This is a genomic window from Amphibacillus sediminis NBRC 103570, from assembly GCF_001552275.1.
Lineage (GTDB): Bacteria > Bacillota > Bacilli > Bacillales > Amphibacillaceae > Amphibacillus_B > Amphibacillus_B sediminis.
The window spans coordinates 1-22,463 of the sequence record NZ_BCQW01000019.1 but is presented as its reverse complement, the minus strand read 5'-3'; the positions used below and the strand labels follow the sequence as shown (position 1 = coordinate 22,463).

The window sequence follows — 22,463 nt, the reverse complement described above, 5'->3', positions numbered from 1 at the left end:
CCTTGCTTATTTGGACCTACTCTTAGCTGCATCAATGAGAGATTTAATTTCTGTTTGCTTCCCTTGATTCAGACTTGCTACGATCTTACTACCAACGACCACCCCATCGCAATAGTGACTTAATGATTGAACATGTTCAGGTGTTGATACACCAAAGCCTGCTAATACAGGGACTGGACTTATTTGTTTTAGATTGTGTAAATACGTACCGACTTGATCAGCAAAGGCTGTTCGAGTACCCGTTGTTCCTGTTACGGTTACAGCATATAGAAATCCTTCTGTCTGACTAGCAATACGCTCAAGACGTTCCTGCGGGCTTGTGAGCGCTACTAACTGAATAAGTGCAATCTCATGCCTAGTTAGGTCGTCTTTTAACAATGCCGATTCTTCTAATGGTAAGTCTGGAACAATAACTCCAGCTACTCCCGCGTCTAGACAGGCTTTAGCAAATTTATTCGTCCCATATAAATAAATGGGATTTAAATAGGTCATTAATACAATTGGAATGTCACGATTCCCTTTTGTTTCAGCCAACCTGTCAAGCACCTTGGTTAATGTTGTCCCATTAGCTAACGCACGTAAGCCTGCTTCTTGGATAGTTGGGCCATCAGCAACTGGATCAGAAAAGGGAATGCCGAGTTCGATAGCTGTAGCACCCGCTTTTGCCAGAAAATCAATCTGCTCAGGAAGTATGTCTAATCCCCCGTCACCAGCCATAATATACGGTACAAAGATTTTATCGTTTCTTGATAAGGTATGGGCAAAGGCTTGCTCCAATTTAACTTTAGTCACTGATCTTCCCCCCTAACGCATCTTTAACGGCTTCAACGTCCTTATCACCTCGGCCTGATAAACAAATAACAATCGATTGGTCTGGACGCATTTGTTTAGCTAACTTCTCTGTGTAGGCGACAGCATGGGCACTCTCTAACGCAGGGATAATTCCTTCTGTTTGAGATAATAGCTTTAACCCTGCTAGTGCCTCAGCATCGGTAATGGATTCGTATTTGACACGATTTATTTCTTTAAAATGACTATGTTCTGGCCCAACACCAGGATAATCTAATCCAGCGGAAATAGAATGTGGTTCAATAATTTGACCATCATCATCTTGGAGTAAATAAGTCATTGTACCATGCAGAATACCAACTTTCCCTTCTGTTAAGGTAGCAGCATGTTTTCCCGTGTCAATACCAGCGCCACCTGCTTCTACACCATATAGCTTAACACCTTGATCATTGACAAAAGGATAAAACATCCCCATTGCATTACTCCCGCCACCGATACAAGCTACCACAGCATCTGGACGTCCTCCCACCATATCATCAAATTGTGCCCGTGTTTCCATGCCAATTACACTTTGAAAATCGCGAACAATTTGTGGAAAAGGGTGAGGGCCTACAACTGAACCAATGATATAATGCGTATCTTCTACATTAGCAACCCAGTAACGCAGTGCTTCATTAACGGCATCTTTTAAAGTGCCATTACCTTGACTGACACTGACAACCCTAGCCCCAAGCAGCTCCATTCGAAAAACATTTAGTTTTTGACGGCGAATATCCTCTTCACCCATAAATACAATGCATTCCAAACCAAGCAGGGCACAAACAGTCGCTGTTGCGACACCGTGTTGTCCAGCTCCCGTTTCAGCAACTACCTTTTTTTTGCCCATTCTAACGGTTAGTAATGCCTGACCCAACGCATTATTAATTTTATGTGCCCCAGTATGGTTAAGGTCCTCACGCTTCAGGTAGATTTTAGCTCCACCTAGATGGTTCGTTAATCGTTCTGCAAAATAAAGTGGCGTCTCTCGACCGACATATTGCTTTAGATAAAAATCAAACATTTTATTAAATTCAGGATCACTAACTGCTTGTTGATAAGCCTGCTCTAGCTCAATAACTGCTGGCATTAATGTCTCGGGTACAAATCGACCTCCAAATGAACCATAATGTCCAGCTTGATTGGGTTGCTGATAGTTTGTCATTTCTTTTCACCTAACCTTCTTTGCATTTGTTATAAAATCCTGTATCTTATTCGGATCTTTTATACCATTAGTTTCAACACCACTTGAGACATCCACTCCGATCGGACTGGTGTAGGTAATCGCTGATTTTACATTTTCCGGATTTAATCCCCCCGCCAAAATAAAACAGTCTTTGATCGCATCAAAGGCGTCAATTAAACGCCAATCAAACGTCTGGCCACTACCAGCTTTTGAGCCATCAAGTAAAACATAGGCAACATAAGGTAAATAATCTTTAACCTGCTCCAAGTCTTGTCGACTATTTATCGAAAAAGCTTTAATAACTGGCTTTAAACTTGCCTTACATTGTTCAACTGACTCCTGACCATGTAATTGAACATAATCGAGGCCAATTAAACTAGCCACCTGATTAATTTGCGTGATAGGCAGATTGACGAACACGCCAACTGTTTGCACTTGACTCGACAAGCCTGCTTTTATTCGTTGCACTTGCTCTACGGTAACTTGACGCTTACTATCTGCAAAGACAAAACCAAGCAAATCTGCACCTGACTTTGTTGCAGCTAAAGCATCAGCTTCAGTCTGAATTCCACAGATTTTAGTCAGCATGACTAGCACCTGCTTCGGTGAGCTTGGTAAACGTGTCCTCTAGTTTAGTGGACCGCATCATTGTCTCTCCTACTAAGATAGCCTTAGCCCCTGCACGTCGTACACGAGCCACATCAGTACTATTCTTGATGCCACTTTCACTAATCAGTATTTGCTTAGAATGATCAATAAGTTTAGCTAATGCCTCAGTCACAGCCAAATCCACTTCAAATGTCTTAAGATTCCGATTATTTACACCAATTAAGCTTGCTCCTATTTGCTTCGCCAAAGCTAATTCGCTCGGATCGTGTACCTCAAGTAAAACTTCTAAGCCAAGCTTAGTCGCATAATGATATAATTGTTCAAGTCGCTGTTCGGGTAGTGCCGCGGCAATAAGTAAAATCACATCAGCACCCTGTTGGTAAGCCCGATCAATTTGAATCTCATCAATGATAAAATCCTTATTTAGGATGGGGAGATCAACAACTGAACGAACCTCACGCAAATCTTGAAACGAACCTTGAAAAAATGGTTGGTCAGTAAGGACAGAAATCATCGCAGCCCCTGCTTTTTGATAGGCAATCGCCTGTGCACGAGGATCAAGCTTAGCATTAATCACTCCTTTAGAAGGAGAGGCTCGCTTAAATTCTGCAATAATTTGAATCTGCTCTGCCTGTTGACAATAGCGATAAAATGAATGCAATGGTGCATGACGTTCCTGAGGCAGATAATGCTGTTTTAATTGTTCTACTTCTTTACGTTTTTCAGTTAAAATATCAGCTAAAATAGTCATTTTTTCACCCCTTGTTGATGTCGGCTACTGTAGTCGATCAAGAACTCTAGCTTACGCAAAGCAGCACCAGAGTCAATACTTTCTCGAGCAAGTTCAACACCCTCTTGAACACTATTTACTTTACCACTAGCAAAAATACCGAGTCCTGCATTAAGTAAAACTGTGTCTCTATGCGGACCTAGCTCGCCTTTTAACACTGACTTTAGCAGTCTAGCATTTTCAACTGCATCGCCTCCACGAATTGCTTCGTTCTCAACCGGAGTCAAGCCAACGTCCTCGGGGTTTAGTGTAAACTGCATCACTTCACCACGATCAAGCAGCACGCAATGGTTTTCACCTGCTAACGAAGCTTCATCCATATAACCAGCCCCATTAATGATCAAGGCACGTTTACGACCAAGCTGGTGAAGCACATTGGCCATCTGCTCTAATAATTCACGGCGATAGATGCCTAATAGCTGTGTCGTTAAATCAACAGGATTGGTCAATGGACCAATTAGATTAAAGATGGTTGGAATACCTAGCCCTCGTCTTACTTTCATGATTTGCTTCATAGCTGGGTGAACATGCTGGGCGAACAAAAAGGCAATTCCATTATCCTTTAACAACTCACTCATTTGCTCTGGTGTAGCACTTAATTCAACTCCTAATGCCTCCAGCACATCCGCACTGCCAGTTTTACTTGAGACACTCCGATTGCCATGTTTCGCTACAGTAAGACCTGCTCCTGCTAAGACAAAGGCACTTGTTGTGCTAATATTAAAGCTGTGTGAGCCATCCCCTCCCGTTCCACAATTATCGATCGCATCTGTCACCACCTCTGGAACAGAAAGTGCCTGCCGACGAATAACTCGAACAAGTCCAGTTATTTCATCAACGGTCTCCCCCTTCATACTTAACGCTGTTAGAAAGGCAGCAATTTGAGGCTCCGGCGTTTCAGGGTTAAAAAGCAACTGTGATGCCTGTTCCATTTCTTCAACGGTTAACGCTTGATGAGCGATTACTTTCTCTAGATATGTCTTCATCTGCACAAACCTCCCTAATCGTTGTTAAAAAATTCGCCAGTAGTTGTTTTCCTTCAGTTGTCCCTATCGATTCTGGATGAAATTGCATACCGTAGATCGGTAAAACATGATGTTTTATCGCCATGATCTCGTGATCGTCTATTGATGTAGCCGTCACGGTTAAACAATCGGGTAATGTATCCTTAAGAATTACAAGGGAATGATAACGCATCACTTCAATTTCCTTAGGTAAGCCTTGAAAGAGTTCAGCTTGATGATGCGTAATCAGAGATGTTTTTCCGTGCTTAATTTGCTTCGCATGGCTAACTTTCGCCCCATAGGCTTCTCCGATTGCTTGATGCCCCAAGCAGATTCCTAATATCGGCAGCTTTTGTTCAAAAGCTTTAACCACTTCAATGCATATTCCCGCTTCTTTTGGAGTACCTGGACCCGGCGATAATACAATTGCCTCTGGAGCTAATGCTTCTATTTCTTCAAGGGTAATTTGATCGTTTCGTACCACTTTCACTTCCACACCTAGCTCACTTATATATTGATAGAGGTTATAGGTGAACGAATCATAATTATCAATTAATAAAATCATGGTTAGTAACCTCCAATAATGCTTTTGCTTTATTTAATGTTTCCTGATATTCACTAATAGGATCTGAATCATAAACGATGCCAGCCCCAGCTTGAACATAAGCCGTTTTCTCTTTAATAACCATTGTTCGGATCGCTAATGCGAGATCAATGTCACCATTGATATTAATATAACCTACCGAACCAGCATAAACACCTCGCTTATCCTTCTCCAAATCATTAATGATTTGCATTGCTCTTATCTTTGGTGCACCCGACACTGTACCTGCTGGTAGAGTTGCAATAAGAGCATCTAACCCTGTATACGGATCGGCTAACTCCCCAGTTACTTCAGAGACAATGTGCATGACGTGCTGATACCGTTCAATCATCATATATTTGGAGACATTTACTGAGTTCACCTGACAGACACGCCCTAAGTCATTACGGCTCAAATCTACTAACATTTTATGCTCTGCCCGCTCCTTTTCATCTGCCAATAACTCATCAGCTAAAGCTTGGTCTTGTTCTTCTGTCTGACCACGTGGACGGGTACCAGCTATTGGGTTAGTCACAACTGTTTTTCCCTTGGTTTTTATTAAGCTCTCAGGAGACGCGCCTAATACTACCGAAGAGCCAAAGTCAATATAGAACATATATGGTGACGGGTTAGCTAGTCTTAGGCGTCGATAAAACGTAAACGGATCGACCGTAAAACGTGCTTTCATCCGTTGAGATAAAACAACCTGAAAAATATCACCATCAATAATGTGTTGTTTTGCTGTCTTAACCATATTTACAAATGTCTCTTGGTCAAGAGCTGGCTGAAAGGATAAATTGAACTTTTCCTGTGTCTGCTCTGGCTGAGGAGTCGATATTTGTTCTGCCAACTCTTTTACGCTAGATTGAAGCTGTTCAATTGATCGCTCTCCAGTAAAGTCAATCGCAACAAGACTTAAGGTTTGTTGTTTATGATCAAATATAACTAAATCTTGATAGAATAATAAATGTAAATCAGGCATGTTAATCTCATCAGTTAACATCGTCCCAATCGCTTCATAATCTCTGATGCAATCATAGCCGATGTAGCCAATTGCCCCACCATAGAATGGAAACGGCAAATCTAAATCAATTTGCGGAATATGTTGTTTAACAATTTCTAACGGCTTAGCTGTAATCAACTCGACTGTTCCAGCATGTTTAATCTCAACTTGTTGGCTCACTGCCCTTATTTCCTTAAATGGATTGATACCAATAAATGAATAGCGTCCTTTTTCTCCATGTCCACTTGAACTTTCGAGAATAAATTTGTTCTGCCCTTGAAGTCGATTAAACACGGTAATAGGGGTTAGCGTATCAGCGTTAAGCTGATGCAATTGAAATGGATAAGTCATGCCTGTTCACTCCTTTAATTCATGTTATTGAAAGGGATTTATTAAAAACGACCGAATGATGAACGGCGCATCCTCACTCAACATTTTGAACATACCCTTAACTCGCGTCTTGGCCGGCAAAGAAAAAAGTCCCTAAATAGCTCTTGCTATCTAGGGACGATCAATTATACCGCGGTACCACCACTATTTAGAGACAGATGTCTCTACTCTCTCAATCCGATTACGGGGATTAGCCGTCCTCCTCTACTTGTATCCGTTTGAGGAAGCTCTAGTAAGCCCATTCTGCCTAGTTGTTATACTGGAATCCCACCACCGCCAGCTCTCTAAAATAACGTTTTCTAAGCATACTATTCTTACATCATTGATTTCAAATATAATAAAAAGGGTTCCCTCATCCAATTAAAGGACGAGGAAACCCGTGGTGCCACCTTCATTAGCAATAGAAATTGCTCACTTTACGATCAATGATTGACACTAATCGTTGTTCCTTGGTATCGGCGAAACAAGTCCCGTCAAAGCCTACTAAGGATATCCTGTTCGGTTTGAATGCTCAGAAGTCCATTCACTTAAAGTCTTCACTAGTTCTCACCAACCACTAGCTCTCTGGAGAATAACGATAAGCTACTCCTCTTCGTCACCGCATCGCAATGTATTAATTGTTTACTATCATAGTACGATCATTTTCAGATGTCAACACTAAAAGATTAAATTTTCTTACTTTTTTATCGCAGGGTAACGGGCTGGGGCTGCGATTACTCGCCCCATCGAAGGGCTTTTGTAAAATTCCCACTCCAAGAAATAAGGGAACACGTCATGTCTAAGTGGGAGATCCAACAACTAGTAACGGCCCGATTGGTTCAACTAACGTTTAGTGGGGGCGGAAGCTAACTAAGTTCGCGACGTCGTGTCGCAACGTCTGCACGAGCACATCCTATCCGTCGAACCCCCCACTGAACGAAATTTCACTTTATTGTTTTACAATTTAGGATTGGAGTATGATAGACCCTACACATTAGCAACTCATTACCCAGCCATAACGTCATTAATTGTTGGTTCGTTATAGCTATGACTAGCACCTATAGCAGTTTAAGGGGATTTGTTGTCCAAACATCAATAGGGTCTTAAGATACCTATCTTTTTGAAACAGGGTCTCTTCCAATATAAGCCTGCTTAATCTCTTATTAAATAAGGCTCTGTCCCTATTACTCTAGCTTTTCCAGCAACTCTATAGTAATATTTATTTTTCCATTAATTATAACTTTTCTATTGCTATTTTATCAGATAAAATAGAAGATAGTGTACTAAATATCTAGGAGGAAAGACAGATGCGGAAGGGATTAATTATTTTATTTCTGCTACTCGTAATAACATTCGGATTAATCGGAATATTACAAAGCGATGATCATCATGATATAAAAATACAAACTGAGACAACTTCTATTCATCAGTAAGAGGATAGCCATTCAAAAATTCAGAACAAACATAGATAAAGAAATGTCAGTATCTTCAACCCAAAAAGAATGACAAGGCTCTCGATGCCTGTCTATCTTTTTATTTACATCATCCTGTTAAAACCTTGCTAGTGCCTGACAAATTCTATTTTTTTACGACTACCTGCTCTATTATTAAGTACCATTACTTAATAATTTACTTTTCCAAGCACTAAAAAAGAGCAGCTATCGCTGCTGCTCCTCTTTATGTTACTCTAAGATTGTAACTTCTACTTCACGCACACCCCATGTTAGGGCTTCTTCACGTGTTGGAACGTGAATATCAATTTTATTACCTTTAATAGCACCACCGACATCTCCAGCTACAGCCTCGCCGTAGCCTTCAACATGGACACGGGTTCCAAGTGGGATAACAGATGGATCAACAGCAATAACTTTCATATTTCTATTCTCATTAAGGTTTAGACCTGTTGCTGTAATACCTGTACATCCTTCACATTCGGCAGTATAAGCTGTTGCAGTCATCGTTAAAGTCTTTTGACCAGCCTGCGCTGTCGTTGTCTCATTTGATTGATTAGATGCTGGAGCTTCTACCGATTGATTGGTATCGGCTGGTGCCGCTGCTGGCTGATCTTGCTGATTTAATTCATGATCAACAGCCTGGGCATTTGGATAAATAACAAGCTCTTCTCCTATAATAATCAAATCAGATTCTAAGTCATTCCAATTCATTAGATCTAGAACGGTGACTTCATATTTATTTGATAATGCATAGAGCGTATCGCCTCGCTCAACTTTATGGTAAATTTCTTCTTCAATTTTTAGCACCTGTCCTGGATGGATTAAATCTGAATCAAGGTCATTTAAGTTTTTCAATGTAGCTATAGTTGTATGATGATCACGCGCAATCTTCCATAAACTATCCCCCGACTCGACTTCGTACTCTTGTGCATGAAGTGATGCTGGTATTGCAGTTGAAACTACTGCCACCGTCAAAAGTGACATAACCATCTTCTTCATTTAAAATTGCCTCCTTTTAGATTAAGCAGATTTCATGATAATACAAAATTAAGCTTAGTAGGTTACAATGCGATTAAAGGTTAATGAAAATAATGCGTGACCTTGTTACATTTGTCATTGTGGGGCAATATTAATAGATTTTATACATCAGTTTGTCATTTTTCTCACAGTTTTTTTCATTATTGCCTTTTGAGATCCACCCTGCCTATAATAGAAACTAGAGTTTATCCCTAATTTTCCGAGGTGAATTTCGTCATGTTTACGAGTAAACAAATTGCTAATTTCTCCAGTTTAGAACATAGCCTATACAGCTACATTATTAAAAATATAGATAAAGTCGTTTACATGAGAATTCGAGATTTGGCTAATGAAACGCATGTTTCAACAACAACAATATTAAGATTTTGTCAAAAGTTAAATTGTGAGGGATTTTCAGAATTTAAAATAAAACTAAAGATGTACAAAGAAGAGCAGGTTGAGGCTCAATCATTTGTCAGTGGTGAGAAGAGCTTAACAGAATTTTTGGAGCGTACACTCACCCAAGACTTTCAGGATAAGATTGTGACGATTGCTAAAATAATCGCTAAAGCTAAGCGAGTCGTATTTATTGGGATTGGAAGCTCTGGAATACTTGCGGAATATGGTTCTCGCTATTTTTCCAGCTTAAAGAAATTCGCGTTTTACATTAAGGACCCTTTCCTTCCCATACATGAACAGTATATTGAAGATAGTGTCACGATCGTTTTATCTGTCTCCGGTGAATCTCTTAATATTCTTTCACAGGTAAACCAATTTAAGCAGGAAGGTAGTTTAATTATTAGTATTACCAATCATGCTGATAGCTCACTAGCCAAGATTTCTGATTATAACTTATCTTATTATGTAAGTACCGAATTCATAGGAAATACGAATTTAACTACTCAAATTCCTGTTATCTATTTACTTGAACGCTTAGCTAAGGCCACTTATCAAGAGCTTAGCGATCACTGAAAAAAGCTTTGAACAATAGGTGAACAAACAGCAAACAGCGTATGGTGACATCTTAACCATACGCTGTTTATTCATGATTACCTTTTAGCAAATATAGAGACTGTGGTAGAATGATTACTACTAAAAATATCAAGAGAGAAATAGGTGGTTCCCTCTCGCGCAACACGCCAAGGTGCATCTGATTGCTAGATTTTAGCTATCGATTTCTCACTCAGTCGTTTTTAATATATAGCCATAATCACTTAACCAGAATACTAGATAAGTGAAACTTCGTTCAGTGGGGGTTTCGGGCATAGGATGTGCTAATGCAGACGTTGCGACACGACGTCGTGAACTTAGTCAGCTTCCTCTCCACCAGTGAATGTGAGTTGAGCCAATCAGGCCGGTACTTGCTGTTTGATCTCCCACTTAGCCATGACGTACTCCCTTATTTCTTGAAGTGGGGAGTCTTATAGCCAATTACACTACAATATAATGATACTAAAACTTCCGATACCGATGGAATATAGCTAAATTTAGGCTCAAGATGTATTTATGGTCGCCCTCTTCTTTATGATCGAGTTCGATCAACTAAATCATTAGCCTTGATTACCTCTTGATACCAATAATAACTTTTCTTTTTAATCCGGCGTAAATCCTTTGGCCCTTCTTCATCTCGGTTAACATAGACAAAGCCATAGCGCTTTTGGTAGCCGTTAAGCCAGCTTAGAAGATCGGTAAATGACCATGTACAGTAACCGATCACACTTACCCCATCACTAATCGCTCCTTGGATTTCTTTTATATGAGCTTCTAGAAAGTCAATACGATAGTCATCATTAACTATATCACCATCCTCTAATGTATCAAAAGCCCCTAGACCATTTTCTGTAATAAGAACGGGTAGACGATAACGATTGGCAATGCGACGTAAGGCAATTCTTAATCCTCTAGGATCAATGGTCCAATCCCAGTCAGTTGTACGCAAATAAGGATTTTGAACATTTTTAAACAAACCTGGTACACCAGATTCCTTAGATGTTCCTTTTTTACCTGTCGTATTCATTTTTGCCTCACCGACACCATCAAGTGGATTATGCTTGATCGTACCTGTTTGATAATAATTCAATCCCATGAAATCAGGTCGAGCCTGCTTTAATAGCTCTAGATCCCCTGCTTCCATTTCTGGAGCAAGTCCTTGATCCTGTAAATATCGCCAAGACACTTCAGGATACTCGCCCCATGCATACACATCCATCCACCAGTGGGCATTTAACTCCTCTGCATTTTCCGCAGCCAAGACATTTTCAGGGTCACTATCATAAGGATAGACAGGTGAGTAAGCAAAGCTTGGCCCAATTTTACCATCCTTAACTATTTCACGGAATGATACAATCGCTTTAGCATTGGCAAGGTTGGCAATATGATTTGCTTGATACATCCTCTTAAGGTCTTTGACTCCCGGTGGATGTACGCCTGATCGATAGCCTAATCCGATAAAAATATTTTGCTCGTTTAAGGTTACCCAATACTTCACTCGGTCTCCATAACGCTTGAAGATTGTCTTGCAATAATGATTAAAATCATCAATAATCTCACGTGACTCCCACGCACCATAAGCATCCATTAAAGCTTGTGGCACATCCCAATGATACACAGTAATAACCGGCTCAATATTGTACTTTAATAACGTATCAATTAATTTGTCGTAAAAAGCTAAACCTGCTTCATTTACTTGACCACGACCTTCAGGGAAAATTCTACTCCAAGCAATCGAGAAACGATAGGCTTTCAGGCCTTGTTCAGCCATTAGTTTAACATCCTCTTGATAGCGATTATAATGATCAACCGCGATATCACCATTGGTTCCTTTAAATGTTGTCCCCGGTATTTTAGTATAAACATCCCAGACAGAAGGGCCCTTTCCGTCTTGCTTGTACCCACCTTCAATCTGGTAGGCTGCCGAAGCTGATCCCCATAGGAAGTTTGACGGGAACGCTTTCATTTTTTTATGTTCCATATAATAACTCCTTTTAGTCTCTGTTCAAAAATACCGAATGAAAAGCTAGGATTGGCATGGATGCTTGTAAATACACGAGTCGTATTAACAAAAAGTGAAACCTCGTTCAGTAGTTGTTTCGACGCATAGAATGTGCTCGTGCAACGTCGCGAACTTAGTTAGCTGCCTCTCTCCCATTGAACGTTAGTTGACAATCGGACCGTTACTGGCTACTGGATCTTCCACTTTGAAATGACGTACTCGCTTATTTCTTGAAGTGGGCGTCTTACAAAAGCCCTTCGATGGGGCGATTAATCGCAGCCCCAGCCAGTTATACGCGATAAATGCAACGCTTATCATTTGGTAGTATTTGAACAGCACTTTGATTTAATTTTTACCAATATTTTTATTATAGCTTATTGATCCTTTAAGATAAAGCGACTCTTTATCCGTAGTATTTCGTCTGCGAATTAACTGTACAATCAAATGCGCCGAATTTAGTCAGCTTCCTCTCTCCCCCACTGAACGTTAGTTGAACCAATCTGCCGGACGTTTTAACTTGATTTATCCAGGGTTTGAACCAAAACATTCATCCCACCATTTATAGAAGTGGGTAAGTTAAAACAGCACGCATCAGATGATACGTGCTGTTTTGATTATTTTAATTCGGTAATTCGCTCTTCTAAGTCAATTCGGGGTCGAGCCTTAGGTATTTTCTTAGGATAACCTAGCTGGATCATACCAACAAATTTTTCTCCTGGGGTTGCCCCAATTAAGTCACGGAACTCTGCTTCGTCTGTAAGCGGTCCAGTCTTCCAAATCATTCCGATTCCCTTTTCCCAGCATAATAAGCTTAGGTTATGAATAATGAGTCCCGTTGACATATAATCTTCTTGTCTTAGCTTTAATAAATGCGTTTCACGCATTAGTACCATTAAAAAAACAGGCACCTGCTTAAAATTTTGATACCCCTTTGTGTAAGCTGTGTCTTTTTCTTCACCTGTTTTTCCTCGACTATTAAAACGACCTGCTAATTGAGCAAGCTGATCCTTTGTCTCACCTGTTACCAATACAAACCGCCAGGGCTGAGTCATTTTATGGTTAGGGACCCAAGCAGCTGTCTTTAACAGTGCCTTAACTTCAGACAAATCAACGGAGCGGTCATCAAAAAGCGATACGGATCTTCTCTCTTGTATAAGCTGCTCTAAATTCAATCTGTTTCATCCTTTCTTCCCATTTGTGTCGTTAGTATAGCATATACTGTCAGAAAAATCTGCAGATTAGACTTATCTGCCATTTTCAAAAATCTCTGTTGCCCGAAGATGTCATCCATGATAAGATAAGGTTAGTTAATAAATTAATTTAATTAAGTGATTTAGAAAGGTGTGACAACTTTAATGCAGATGGAAAGGTTAATCAATACATTTCACGATATCTTTCAAACCAACCAAGAAACACGCCATTTTTTTGCTCCCGGACGTATCAACTTGATCGGCGAGCATACAGATTATAATGGTGGATATGTCTTCCCTGCCTCTCTTTCATTTGGAACATACGCCATAGTCGCTAAGCGAAACGATCGTCACCTACGCTTTTATTCGATGAACTTTGAAGATCAGGGAATCATAACGGTTAGCCTTGACCAGCTTAGCTATGCTAAGAGAGATGATTGGGCTAATTATCCTAAAGGTATGATCAAGGCTTTTATTGAGACCGGTTACCCAATTGATCACGGCTTTGATATTTTATTTTATGGTAATATTCCACATGGCGCTGGTCTTTCCTCCTCAGCCTCCATTGAGCTAGTCACTGGCGTAGCTATTGAATCCATCTTTAACCTCTCTATCGATCGGATTGATATGGTAAAATTAGGGCAGAAGGTAGAAAATGATTATATTGGGGTAAACAGTGGAATTATGGATCAGTTTGCAATTGGTATGGGCAAAAAAGATCATGCGATTCTTTTAGATTGCCAGACTTTAGAGTATCAATATGCACCCATCAAGCTTGATGACTATGTGATAATGATAATGAATACAAATAAAAGACGCGAACTAACTGAATCCAAATACAATGAGCGGTGGAATGAGTGTGCAAGGGCATTGCAAGACTTGCAGAAAGAGCTCCCGATTAATAGTCTTGGCGAAATGACGATTGAGATGTTTGAAGCCCATAAAGACTTAATTAAGCATACGGTTGATCAAAAGCGCGCCAAACATGCAGTTTATGAAAATCAACGGACAAAAGAGGCTTTGACAAAATTAGAGCAAGGCGATTTGACTAATTTTGGTCTCTTACTTAATCAATCACACCTCTCCTTACAGCATGATTATGAGGTAACAGGTATTGAACTTGATACATTAGTCGAATCAGCATGGGATCAGTCAGGTGTATTAGGCGCAAGAATGACAGGAGCTGGCTTCGGTGGCTGTGCCATTGCTTTAGTTAACCAATCCAAGGTTGACGATTTCAAAGTTAATGTTGAAGATGCTTATAAAAGACGAATAGGCTACTCGCCTACTTTCTATCAAGCTACCATTGGTGATGGTGCAAAAGAATTAATTTAAAGGAGGATGTTTGATGAATATTTTAGTATTAGGTGGCGCTGGCTATATCGGTTCCCATGCTGTCTTTCAATTAATTGAACAAGGTTATCATGTAATCGTCGTTGATAATTTATCAACTGGGCATCGTCAAGCTGTCCACCCTAGCGCTAAATTTTATGATGGTGACATACGTGATTTAACGTTTATGCGTCAAGTGTTTAAACAGGAGCCAATTGATGCGGTAATCCATTTTGCAGCTAAGTCCGTTGTTGGTGAATCTATGGAGAATCCGTTAAAGTATTTTGATAATAATGTATACGGGACACAAGTTATCTTACAGGCGATGCAAGAGCATCAAGTTCGAGATATTGTCTTTTCTTCAACCGCTGCAACTTATGGAGAACCAGAGGCCGTTCCTATCACTGAAGAGATGGCAAACAGACCTACAAGCACCTATGGTGAGACGAAACTAGCGATGGAAAAAATGATGCATTGGTGTTCGCAAGCATATGGAATCCGCTATGTTTCGTTACGCTACTTTAATGTAGCTGGAGCCCGTTCAGATGCTAAGATTGGAGAAGACCATGATCCCGAAACCCATCTTATCCCGATTGTCTTACAGGTTGCTCTAGGACAACGCGAATTTATTACGATTTTTGGTGATGATTACCCAACTGCTGATGGGACGTGTATTCGTGATTATATTCATGTAGAGGATTTAATCGATGCTCATATATGTGCTGTTGAATATTTGAGTAAGGGTGGAGAAAATAATATTTTTAATCTTGGTAGCTCACAAGGTTTCTCAGTTAAAGAAATTGTTGATGCGGCTCGAAAGGTTACAGGCCACCCAATCCCAGAACAATATGGAGCACGACGAGCTGGTGATCCAAGTACATTAATTGCTTCATCTAGTAAAGCCAAGGACATCTTAGGCTGGCAACCTAAACGAACAGAAATTCATCGCATCCTAACAGATGCTTGGCGTTGGCATCAGCAAAATCCGAATGGCTATGAGGAGGAGTAGAATGCCAGAACAAATCATAGAACTGCTCATCGACAAAGTCATTGAGGCAGGACTAATTGAAGAACGCGATCGCATTTATGCTCGCAATCAAATTCTAGGTTTACTCAAACTAGATGCATTTACCAACTCCCCTGTTTTAGAAGAGAATGCTACGATTCCTCATTTACTCAATCAGCTTATTGACAATGCGGTAAAAAGAGGAGTGATTGGCGGTGCATTAGACGAGCGAGAGCAGCTTGACGCCCAACTAATGAATGTATTTTTGCCAAAGCCTTCTGAGATCAACCATCACTTTAAACAGCTATACCAAGTTGATCCGACAAAAGCAACCGATTATTTTTATCAGCTTAGTCAAGTTAGTAACTATATTCAAACAGAACGTATTGCCAAGAACATTCATTACAAAACAAACACAAGCTACGGTGAAATGGATATTACCATCAATCTATCTAAACCAGAAAAAGATCCTGAACAGATTAAGCGTGAACGTGAAATGAAGCATGATGTTCAGTATCCAACCTGCTTACTTTGTATCGAAAATGAAGGTTATATGGGACGAACTGGACATCCGGCTCGCTCCAATCATCGCATCATTGATTTAACATTAGCAGGGGAATCATGGTTCTTCCAATACTCTCCTTATGTCTACTACAATGAGCATAGTATTGTTTTGGCTAAGGAGCATAGACCCATGGTCATTTCCAAATACACCTTTGCTCGTTTGCTCGATTTTGTTCAGCAATTTCCACATTATTTTATAGGATCTAATGCAGATTTACCGATAGTAGGTGGAAGTATATTAAGTCATGATCATTATCAGGCTGGACACTATACGTTTGCGATGACTGTAGCTGAAGATGCCTTTCATTTTACGCTAGACCCATTTCCTGAAATAAGAGCTAGCGTACTTAATTGGCCAATGTCTGTTATTCGATTACGCCATCAAGATCCAGACCAACTTGTTCATGCTGGTGATCATATTTTAACCGCCTGGCGCAATTATAGTGATGAACGTGTTGATCTTATCGCCTATACTGAAGGACGTCCACATAATACCATTACGCCGATAGCACGGCAAAATCAGGGCGTATTTGAGCTTGATTTGGTCCTTCGTAATAACCGGACAACAGCTGAATATCCTGATGGTCTTTTTCATCCGCATCAGGATGTCCACCATATCAAGAAAGAGAATATTGGGTTGATTGAGGTGATGGGTCTTGCTGTATTACCACCACGATTACGTACTGAGCTTGATCAAGTTAAGAATTATTTACTTGGTCAATCCAACTCTGTTAAAGATTATCATCAACAATGGGCCATGCAGTTAAAACAAACCTATTCAAATGTCAATCAACAGAACATTGATCATATTATTGAGCAAGCGTTAGCTGAGAAATTTGTCAAAGTTTTAGAGGATTCTGGAGTCTTTAAGACGAATACAATAGGAAGAGAAGCATTTAAGCGTTTTCTCAAAACACTCAATTCATAGCAATAGGAGGACATCAGCATGCAAACTAGCTCAAACCCAATAAAAGGAGTAGGAACAGATTGGACTGAATATAGCTTAATTAATGATCATGGCATGACCGTTAAATTTTTAAATTATGGTGGGATTATTACAACGATTACCGCTCCAGACCGAGATAATCACTTTGAAAATGTCGTGATTGGTTTTGATAACTATCAAGACTATTTAAATAACGAGAATTACTTCGGGGCTTTGATTGGACGTGTTGCTGGACGGATTCAACAAGGACACTTTATGCTTAATGGTCAATCCTGCCAGCTCCCGAAAAATGAAGGAGAGAACCATCTTCACGGTGGTCCTGCTGGACTTGACAAGGTTGTGTGGCAAGTTGAATTATTTGACACAGCTACGAGTGCTGGCGCGATTTTATCTCATACGAGTAATGATGGGGAAGGTGGTTATCCAGGTACAGTAAAGCTTAAGGTTTGCTATAGGCTAACCAATGATAACCAGTTTATGATCGACTATGAAGCCGTTTCTGACCAAGATACTGTGCTCACACTAACCAACCATTCCTACTTTAATTTATCTGGAGACTTAAAGGATAATATTTTAAACCATGAAGTAAAGATGGATTCAAGTCAATTTGTTGAGCTTGATCATGACCTTATCCCAACAGGAAAAATCTTATCTGTAACGAACACCGTATTTGACTTTAGAAACGGAAGAAAAATCGTTGATGGTGTTGACTCGACAGACCAGCAAAATATTTATGCCAAAAATGGTTATGATCATTTCTTTATCTTCGACCACCAAAATGAAGAACAGGTCGTGGTGACAGAACCGATTAGTGGTCGGATGTTGACGGTTAAAACCGATCAACCAGGTATGGTGATGTACACATCTAACGGACTTGATCACACATTAGCATTAAAGGAACGTCAGTCTGAGAAGTATTTAGGTGTATGCTTAGAAACGCAAAGCTCACCAGCATCCCTTGAGCATACTGGCTTCCCAAGTATTTATTTACCAGCAGATGAGTTGTATCGCCAGTCGACAACCTTTTCCTTTAAAACGATTTGAAGTTTGTCTTAGTGAACATTTAGCGACTACAGGCGTAGTAAACAAACTTGGACTAAAAAAATGGGCACATGGCCAATAAGCCATATGCCCATTTTCTAATAGATCTGTACATTTTGAGCTGTTCACTCAGCAATCCTTGACCTGTTAGATTGGAACGTTTTCCCGATCTGCCTAGGACCTCTAAGCGGCTAACCTCCCATTTTCATGACTGACCTTAGCAAATTAATCCTTTGCTTAACCAAGCAAATGCACCTTGGGTTATTTGCGCCCAAATTTTATCGAGCTATGCTCGAAGCTGTCCTCTGAAGCTGTGTTTAACTTGATGCTGCCGAGGTTTGAACCCCATTGGATAAAGTGAAACTTCGTTCAGTGGGAGTTTCGAGTCATAAGATGTGCTCGTGCAGATGTTGACTTATTCGGCTTCCTCTCTCCCCTACTGAACGTTAGTTGAACCAATCGGGCCGTTATGGCTGTTGGACCTCCCACTTAGACATGACGTGTTCCCTTATTTCTTGTAGCGGGAGTCTTACAAAAGCCCTTCGATGGGGCGAGTAATCGCAGCCCCAGCCAGTTAAACTGCAATAAAAGACACAAATAGATATTGATCTCACCACTTTAGCAGTGGGAGCTTCTGCTAATTAAAGTTAAATAGTCATTTCACCATTTTTAGAAAATAGTTCAACCAAGATCAATGCGACAGCACCTAAAGCTGTAGCATGATCCCCAAGCTTAGATAAGGAAATAGAGGTCGTTTTAGCTGATTGGGTTAACGCCCGTTTTGCTACGGTTTGTTTAACAGCCGGTAATAAATACTTACCAGCCTTAGCTACACCACCTGTTAAAATAATCTTACTCGGGTTTAGCGTATGAATTAGATTGGTTAAGCCAATACCAAGATAAACACCGGTATCAACCAAAACCTGCTCTGCTAACTCGTCACCAGCTTCTGCTGCTTTAAAAACATCAAATGCTGTTATTTCAGTTTGACCTTTTAAGCTTGTTTCTGTCCCTGTCTTAATTAATTTATCAATTCGACGTGCAATGGCAGGACCAGAAACCATTGTTTGTAGACAGCCTTGGTTCCCACAAGTACATGTTTCGCCATTTATATCTATCGTCATATGACCTACCTCACCAGCAATATGTGACTCACCGCGATAAAGTTCACCATCTATCGTAACTCCTGCCCCTACACCAGTTCCAATGTTTAAGGTAACTAACCGTTCAAATCCTTTCCCGTCTCCAAACCATGATTCTGCTAACGCTAATGCTCGTGCATCATTTTCAACTTTAACTAAATAGGGGAAATGTGCTGACAGTGTTTCACCGATCGGCATATCACGTAAATTTAGGTTAGGCGCATACAAAGCTTGGCCTAGCTCTGCGTTGACGACTCCATGCATAGCGACACCTATTCCAATAATATCATCCTGATGTGCTTGATTATGGGATAACATCTGTTCGGTTATTCCTATTAATTGTTGAGTGAATTGCGTTTCTGTAATAGGAGTGGAGAGCGGCTGCTCTAAATTCATGAGGACTCTTCCTGCCAAATCGGTTAAAATGGCAGAAATTTTGCTTGGCCCAGCATCAATACCTATCATATAAAAAGCTTGTTGATCAATAACTAGCATGGTTGGTTTACGGCCGCCTTTAGAAACACCTTGTGTGCTTTCTTTCACAATACCTTGTTCAATTAACTCTTTCACTAACGACCCTACAGTAGGAGGGGTTAATTCTGTTTCCTTTGCTATTTGGGCACGTGAAATAGGGCCATTATTCAATATTTTAGTTAAAATGATTGATTTATTCAAAGATTTCATAGCTTGAAAGCTTCCGCGTTGCATGATGTTACCTCCGTCAGTCAATTACTATCCAGACTTTTATTTTATCATCTAAGTTAAATTAATTAAAGAATGAAATCAAACTTAGATAGATATAGCTATTTTCTAAGTGTATGGCAAAGGAATTGTTTGTAGACGCATGGCCTGTAAAGTATGCTTCACATGACATGACTTGGAATACTTCATTCATTTATTTCCTTATCCATTTGGTGTACTGATGTAGTCTTTATCGGAATAGCAGGTGTTCGATTTGCTAACTCTTCCTTTTATATACTATAGTTTTGCTTAAAGGTTCGATGGAACATGTCTTAACTCAAGATACCATTATTCGAAGTATTTGGAATGGTTTATTATTTAGGACAGTAATTGGTTTTGATAAACACTTTGCTCCAACATCTTTTCATGAACATTCCTATCGCCGACAGCTTTGATGCCATAATTAAAAACTATCTTCAAATTCTTTCATCACTTCTCCATTATTTGAAATTACAGAGATGGTTATTCGGGATTTCAAGTCATAAAATACCGATGAATCAATATACCAGAGACGGTAAGTATCATTGTCAATAATGGTTGCATCTTTAGTAATTTCGTTAATGGAATCGATAACTTTTATATTTTTAATATTAGAATCGCCAATAAGGCCAAATATAATTGGAAAAAAATTTTTATTTTCAATTGGAGAATTTGAAATAGTCAAACCATTTCGATCTAAAGTATAATCTATTTCTCCTTGAACCATAGAATTAACTAGTTTATAGCCGAAGATTTTTTTTTCAATCCATGCAACAGATAAATCTTTATTTTCAAATTGCTGATAAAACACAATTAAGTTATCGTTAGTTTCAATTTTATGAAGAATATTAATCATAGAAGATGAGGGATTTTCAAGTAATTTTTCAATATTCCTTTCTCCTGAAAATATTTTAATGGATACGATTACAATTAAAGCAATGGCTAAAATAATAAATATTTTCTTTTTCATTATTATCTCCTCTAAATTGGGGTTCTCGACAAAGTATTGTATTATATTTTCTTTTGTTTTAAAAACTGCTATATTCTATTGAGCATTCACTTTAAACCCGGGATTAACAAAAATGCAGCCGCCATAAAAAAATTCTAAAGATATTTTTTGTTATAAAATACCCTCCTCCTTAAGGTTTCTTAAAGAAGTTGCTTAATATGTTACCAATTTTCTTCCTTGTAAATTAAATAGAATAAATCTCTTGATGTTATTTCACAGTGTATATTTATTGCGTTTTATTTTCAATTAATTTGGTTAATTCTCAAAAAAATACATAGTATTACCATTTGTAATTCTCTTTTCCCGAATTTTAGTGATTAGCGTTTATTTTTTTTATTATTTTCTTTCTTGCTACTTCCCTATCATCAAAAATAATAGTCTTATCACTTAAAATTTGATAGTTTTCGTGTCCTTTCCCGGCTATCAAAACAATATCTTCTGGGCTTGCTAGATCGATAGCTTTTTCTATCGCCTCTTCTCGATCAACAATAAGTCTATAGTCTACAAAGCCATTGCCAATTCCAACTTCAATATCTTTTATAATCTTAATCGGATCCTCTTTTCTTGGATTATCAGAAGTTATAAACATGTAATCGCTTAAGTGACTTGCGATACCGCCCATAACCTTCCTTTTACTAATATCTCTTGAACCTCCACAGCCAAATACAGTAATTATCTTACCTTTTGCAAATTCCTTAATGGTTTTTAATACTTTTTTTAGTGCATCAGGAGTATGGGCATAATCCACTATTACTTGAAAATCTTGTTCACCACTAACCAATTCCATTCTCCCCGATACACCTTCCATTGTCGCAAGACTCTTTTTGTTATTTTCAAGAGTTACGCCCTCAGCCAAAGCAGTTGCTATAGCTGCTAAAGCATTGTAGACATTGAAATAACCTAATAAGTTTAAATGGACATCAATATGTCTCAAAATGCAAACCAATAATAAGATGCGATGCTTATGACTAATGATTTGACCATTTTTGAACAATCTCTATTGTGTTAGTTAGAAATACCTTCTTATATTGACAAAAAAATCTAGCCTATTACTATCTTCAATACCCAGATCATTAATACCTTTTTATTTGCTATGCTAAATATTTTTATAAACCATTTATATTTTATTAACAGAAAATGAGGTTAGTTTGGATGGATCGGTTTTAAATAAAAAAGGGGATTTAATTCCAAATATAGAAACTTATGATACAATTAGATTATCTAAGTTTACGGTATAAAGGCTATTTCTTTATTCAACTAACGGGGAAGTTTAGTCAAATACTTATTTTGTTTCTAATTTGTATTCATAACTTTGTATGGGAGGAATTTTAAAATGAAAAAAGTATTTGAAGTTACATATGAAGGACACCAAATACAAGTAGTAAATACTTGGTTTAATGGTGAAAAGCTCTATGTTGATGGCAAGTTACAAGACGAAAATATTGGTTTTGGACTTAGAGCTGCTTTGACTGGTATCTTAAAAAGCAGTCATGATGTTACTAAAAGTATTAAAGTAAGCCTTGGAGGTTTTTTTACTATAAATTGTAGAATTTTTATTGATAATGTTTTAGTTTATCCTAAACAGGCACAGAAAGAATAACTACTTGTGAAGAAAAATACTTAAACTAACGGGTTGCGTTAGTTCAATAAGACAATAAAAGCAAACGGAACTTCCAGTTTG

Annotated in this window: 19 protein-coding genes, 1 pseudogene and 2 other annotated features; of the genes and pseudogenes, 7 read left to right on the top strand and 13 right to left on the bottom strand. The window is 39.0% G+C overall.

The window, feature by feature from the left end:
• Positions 1 to 6: 6 nt before the first annotated feature.
• The 7 genes from trpA to trpE are packed head-to-tail and all read right to left on the bottom strand — an operon-like array spanning position 7 to position 6,351.
• The gene (gene trpA, locus ASE01S_RS11325) at positions 7 to 792 is read right to left on the bottom strand and encodes a tryptophan synthase subunit alpha (RefSeq protein WP_067842256.1); all 786 of its coding nucleotides are present in this window, start codon (positions 790 to 792) and stop codon (positions 7 to 9) included.
• Positions 785 to 1,990 carry a tryptophan synthase subunit beta gene (gene trpB, locus ASE01S_RS11320; RefSeq protein WP_067842253.1) on the bottom strand — a complete coding sequence of 402 codons (1,206 nt, stop codon included), beginning with the start codon at positions 1,988 to 1,990 and terminating at the stop codon, positions 785 to 787. The genes trpA and trpB overlap by 8 nt, the downstream gene beginning before the upstream one ends.
• A 6-nt stretch (positions 1,991 to 1,996) precedes the next feature.
• Positions 1,997 to 2,599, bottom strand: a complete 603-nt coding sequence (locus ASE01S_RS11315; RefSeq protein WP_067842250.1) for a phosphoribosylanthranilate isomerase — start codon at positions 2,597 to 2,599, stop codon at positions 1,997 to 1,999.
• A complete protein-coding gene (gene trpC, locus ASE01S_RS11310) occupies positions 2,589 to 3,371 on the bottom strand; it encodes an indole-3-glycerol phosphate synthase TrpC (protein WP_067842238.1) in 783 nt (260 codons plus the stop codon). Before trpC ends, ASE01S_RS11315 begins: the two co-directional genes overlap by 11 nt.
• Positions 3,368 to 4,396, bottom strand: coding sequence for an anthranilate phosphoribosyltransferase (gene trpD / locus ASE01S_RS11305; RefSeq protein WP_067842235.1), 1,029 nt, complete (start codon positions 4,394 to 4,396; stop codon positions 3,368 to 3,370). The genes trpC and trpD overlap by 4 nt, the downstream gene beginning before the upstream one ends.
• Positions 4,347 to 4,979, bottom strand: coding sequence for an anthranilate synthase component II (locus tag ASE01S_RS11300; RefSeq protein WP_067842232.1), 633 nt, complete (start codon positions 4,977 to 4,979; stop codon positions 4,347 to 4,349). The genes trpD and ASE01S_RS11300 overlap by 50 nt, the downstream gene beginning before the upstream one ends.
• Positions 4,963 to 6,351 (bottom strand): anthranilate synthase component I, encoded by a 1,389-nt coding sequence (trpE, locus tag ASE01S_RS11295; protein ID WP_067842229.1) that lies wholly within the window; start codon positions 6,349 to 6,351, stop codon positions 4,963 to 4,965. Before trpE ends, ASE01S_RS11300 begins: the two co-directional genes overlap by 17 nt.
• Positions 6,352 to 6,500: 149 nt before the next feature.
• Positions 6,501 to 6,722, bottom strand: a binding site (T-box leader).
• A gap of 28 nt (positions 6,723 to 6,750) precedes the next feature.
• Positions 6,751 to 6,998: a binding site (T-box leader), on the bottom strand.
• A 678-nt stretch (positions 6,999 to 7,676) separates the two neighbouring features.
• On the opposite strand from trpE, the gene ASE01S_RS16360 reads away from it, so the two are divergent.
• Positions 7,677 to 7,802, top strand: a complete 126-nt coding sequence (locus tag ASE01S_RS16360) for a hypothetical protein (RefSeq protein WP_281176904.1) — start codon at positions 7,677 to 7,679, stop codon at positions 7,800 to 7,802.
• Positions 7,803 to 8,051: 249 nt separating this feature from the next.
• On the opposite strand, the gene ASE01S_RS11290 is transcribed toward ASE01S_RS16360, so the two are convergent.
• The gene (locus ASE01S_RS11290) at positions 8,052 to 8,822 is read right to left on the bottom strand and encodes a LysM peptidoglycan-binding and 3D domain-containing protein (RefSeq protein ID WP_067842227.1); all 771 of its coding nucleotides are present in this window, start codon (positions 8,820 to 8,822) and stop codon (positions 8,052 to 8,054) included.
• 255 nt (positions 8,823 to 9,077) lie between these two features.
• Between ASE01S_RS11290 and ASE01S_RS11285 the strand changes: the two genes are divergently transcribed.
• Positions 9,078 to 9,812 carry a MurR/RpiR family transcriptional regulator gene (locus ASE01S_RS11285; RefSeq protein ID WP_067842224.1) on the top strand — a complete coding sequence of 245 codons (735 nt, stop codon included), beginning with the start codon at positions 9,078 to 9,080 and terminating at the stop codon, positions 9,810 to 9,812.
• A gap of 550 nt (positions 9,813 to 10,362) precedes the next feature.
• Here the strand turns inward: ASE01S_RS11285 and ASE01S_RS11280 are convergent.
• Both ASE01S_RS11280 and ASE01S_RS11275 read right to left on the bottom strand, forming a co-directional pair.
• Entirely contained in the window at positions 10,363 to 11,811 is a 1,449-nt protein-coding gene (locus tag ASE01S_RS11280) for a glycoside hydrolase family 1 protein (protein WP_067842221.1), read from the bottom strand.
• 635 nt (positions 11,812 to 12,446) lie between these two features.
• Positions 12,447 to 13,004 carry a nitroreductase family protein gene (locus ASE01S_RS11275; protein WP_067842218.1) on the bottom strand — a complete coding sequence of 186 codons (558 nt, stop codon included), beginning with the start codon at positions 13,002 to 13,004 and terminating at the stop codon, positions 12,447 to 12,449.
• A 183-nt stretch (positions 13,005 to 13,187) separates the two neighbouring features.
• Here ASE01S_RS11275 and ASE01S_RS11270 point away from each other — a divergent pair, with 183 nt between their 5' ends.
• The 4 genes from ASE01S_RS11270 to ASE01S_RS11255 are packed head-to-tail and all read left to right on the top strand — an operon-like array spanning position 13,188 to position 17,914.
• Positions 13,188 to 14,357 carry a galactokinase gene (locus ASE01S_RS11270; RefSeq protein WP_217995655.1) on the top strand — a complete coding sequence of 390 codons (1,170 nt, stop codon included), beginning with the start codon at positions 13,188 to 13,190 and terminating at the stop codon, positions 14,355 to 14,357.
• Positions 14,358 to 14,370: 13 nt separating this feature from the next.
• Positions 14,371 to 15,363: a UDP-glucose 4-epimerase GalE gene (gene galE / locus ASE01S_RS11265; RefSeq protein WP_067842215.1), complete on the top strand. Its 993-nt coding sequence runs from the start codon at positions 14,371 to 14,373 to the stop codon at positions 15,361 to 15,363.
• A gap of 1 nt (position 15,364) precedes the next feature.
• Entirely contained in the window at positions 15,365 to 16,852 is a 1,488-nt protein-coding gene (gene galT, locus ASE01S_RS11260) for a UDP-glucose--hexose-1-phosphate uridylyltransferase (protein WP_067842212.1), read from the top strand.
• An 18-nt stretch (positions 16,853 to 16,870) separates the two neighbouring features.
• Positions 16,871 to 17,914 carry an aldose epimerase family protein gene (locus tag ASE01S_RS11255; protein WP_067842209.1) on the top strand — a complete coding sequence of 348 codons (1,044 nt, stop codon included), beginning with the start codon at positions 16,871 to 16,873 and terminating at the stop codon, positions 17,912 to 17,914.
• Positions 17,915 to 18,558: 644 nt separating this feature from the next.
• Here the strand turns inward: ASE01S_RS11255 and ASE01S_RS11250 are convergent.
• The 3 genes and pseudogenes from ASE01S_RS11250 to ASE01S_RS11240 all read right to left on the bottom strand — a co-directional run.
• Positions 18,559 to 19,761: an ROK family transcriptional regulator gene (locus ASE01S_RS11250; protein WP_067842206.1), complete on the bottom strand. Its 1,203-nt coding sequence runs from the start codon at positions 19,759 to 19,761 to the stop codon at positions 18,559 to 18,561.
• A 436-nt stretch (positions 19,762 to 20,197) separates the two neighbouring features.
• Positions 20,198 to 20,743, bottom strand: coding sequence for a hypothetical protein (locus ASE01S_RS11245; protein WP_067842203.1), 546 nt, complete (start codon positions 20,741 to 20,743; stop codon positions 20,198 to 20,200).
• 349 nt (positions 20,744 to 21,092) lie between these two features.
• A pseudogene (locus ASE01S_RS11240) lies at positions 21,093 to 21,707 on the bottom strand (Mur ligase family protein); the annotation flags it as partial.
• 408 nt (positions 21,708 to 22,115) lie between these two features.
• Here ASE01S_RS11240 and ASE01S_RS11235 point away from each other — a divergent pair.
• Positions 22,116 to 22,382: a hypothetical protein gene (locus tag ASE01S_RS11235; protein ID WP_067842197.1), complete on the top strand. Its 267-nt coding sequence runs from the start codon at positions 22,116 to 22,118 to the stop codon at positions 22,380 to 22,382.
• The last annotated feature ends 81 nt before the right edge of the window (positions 22,383 to 22,463 follow it).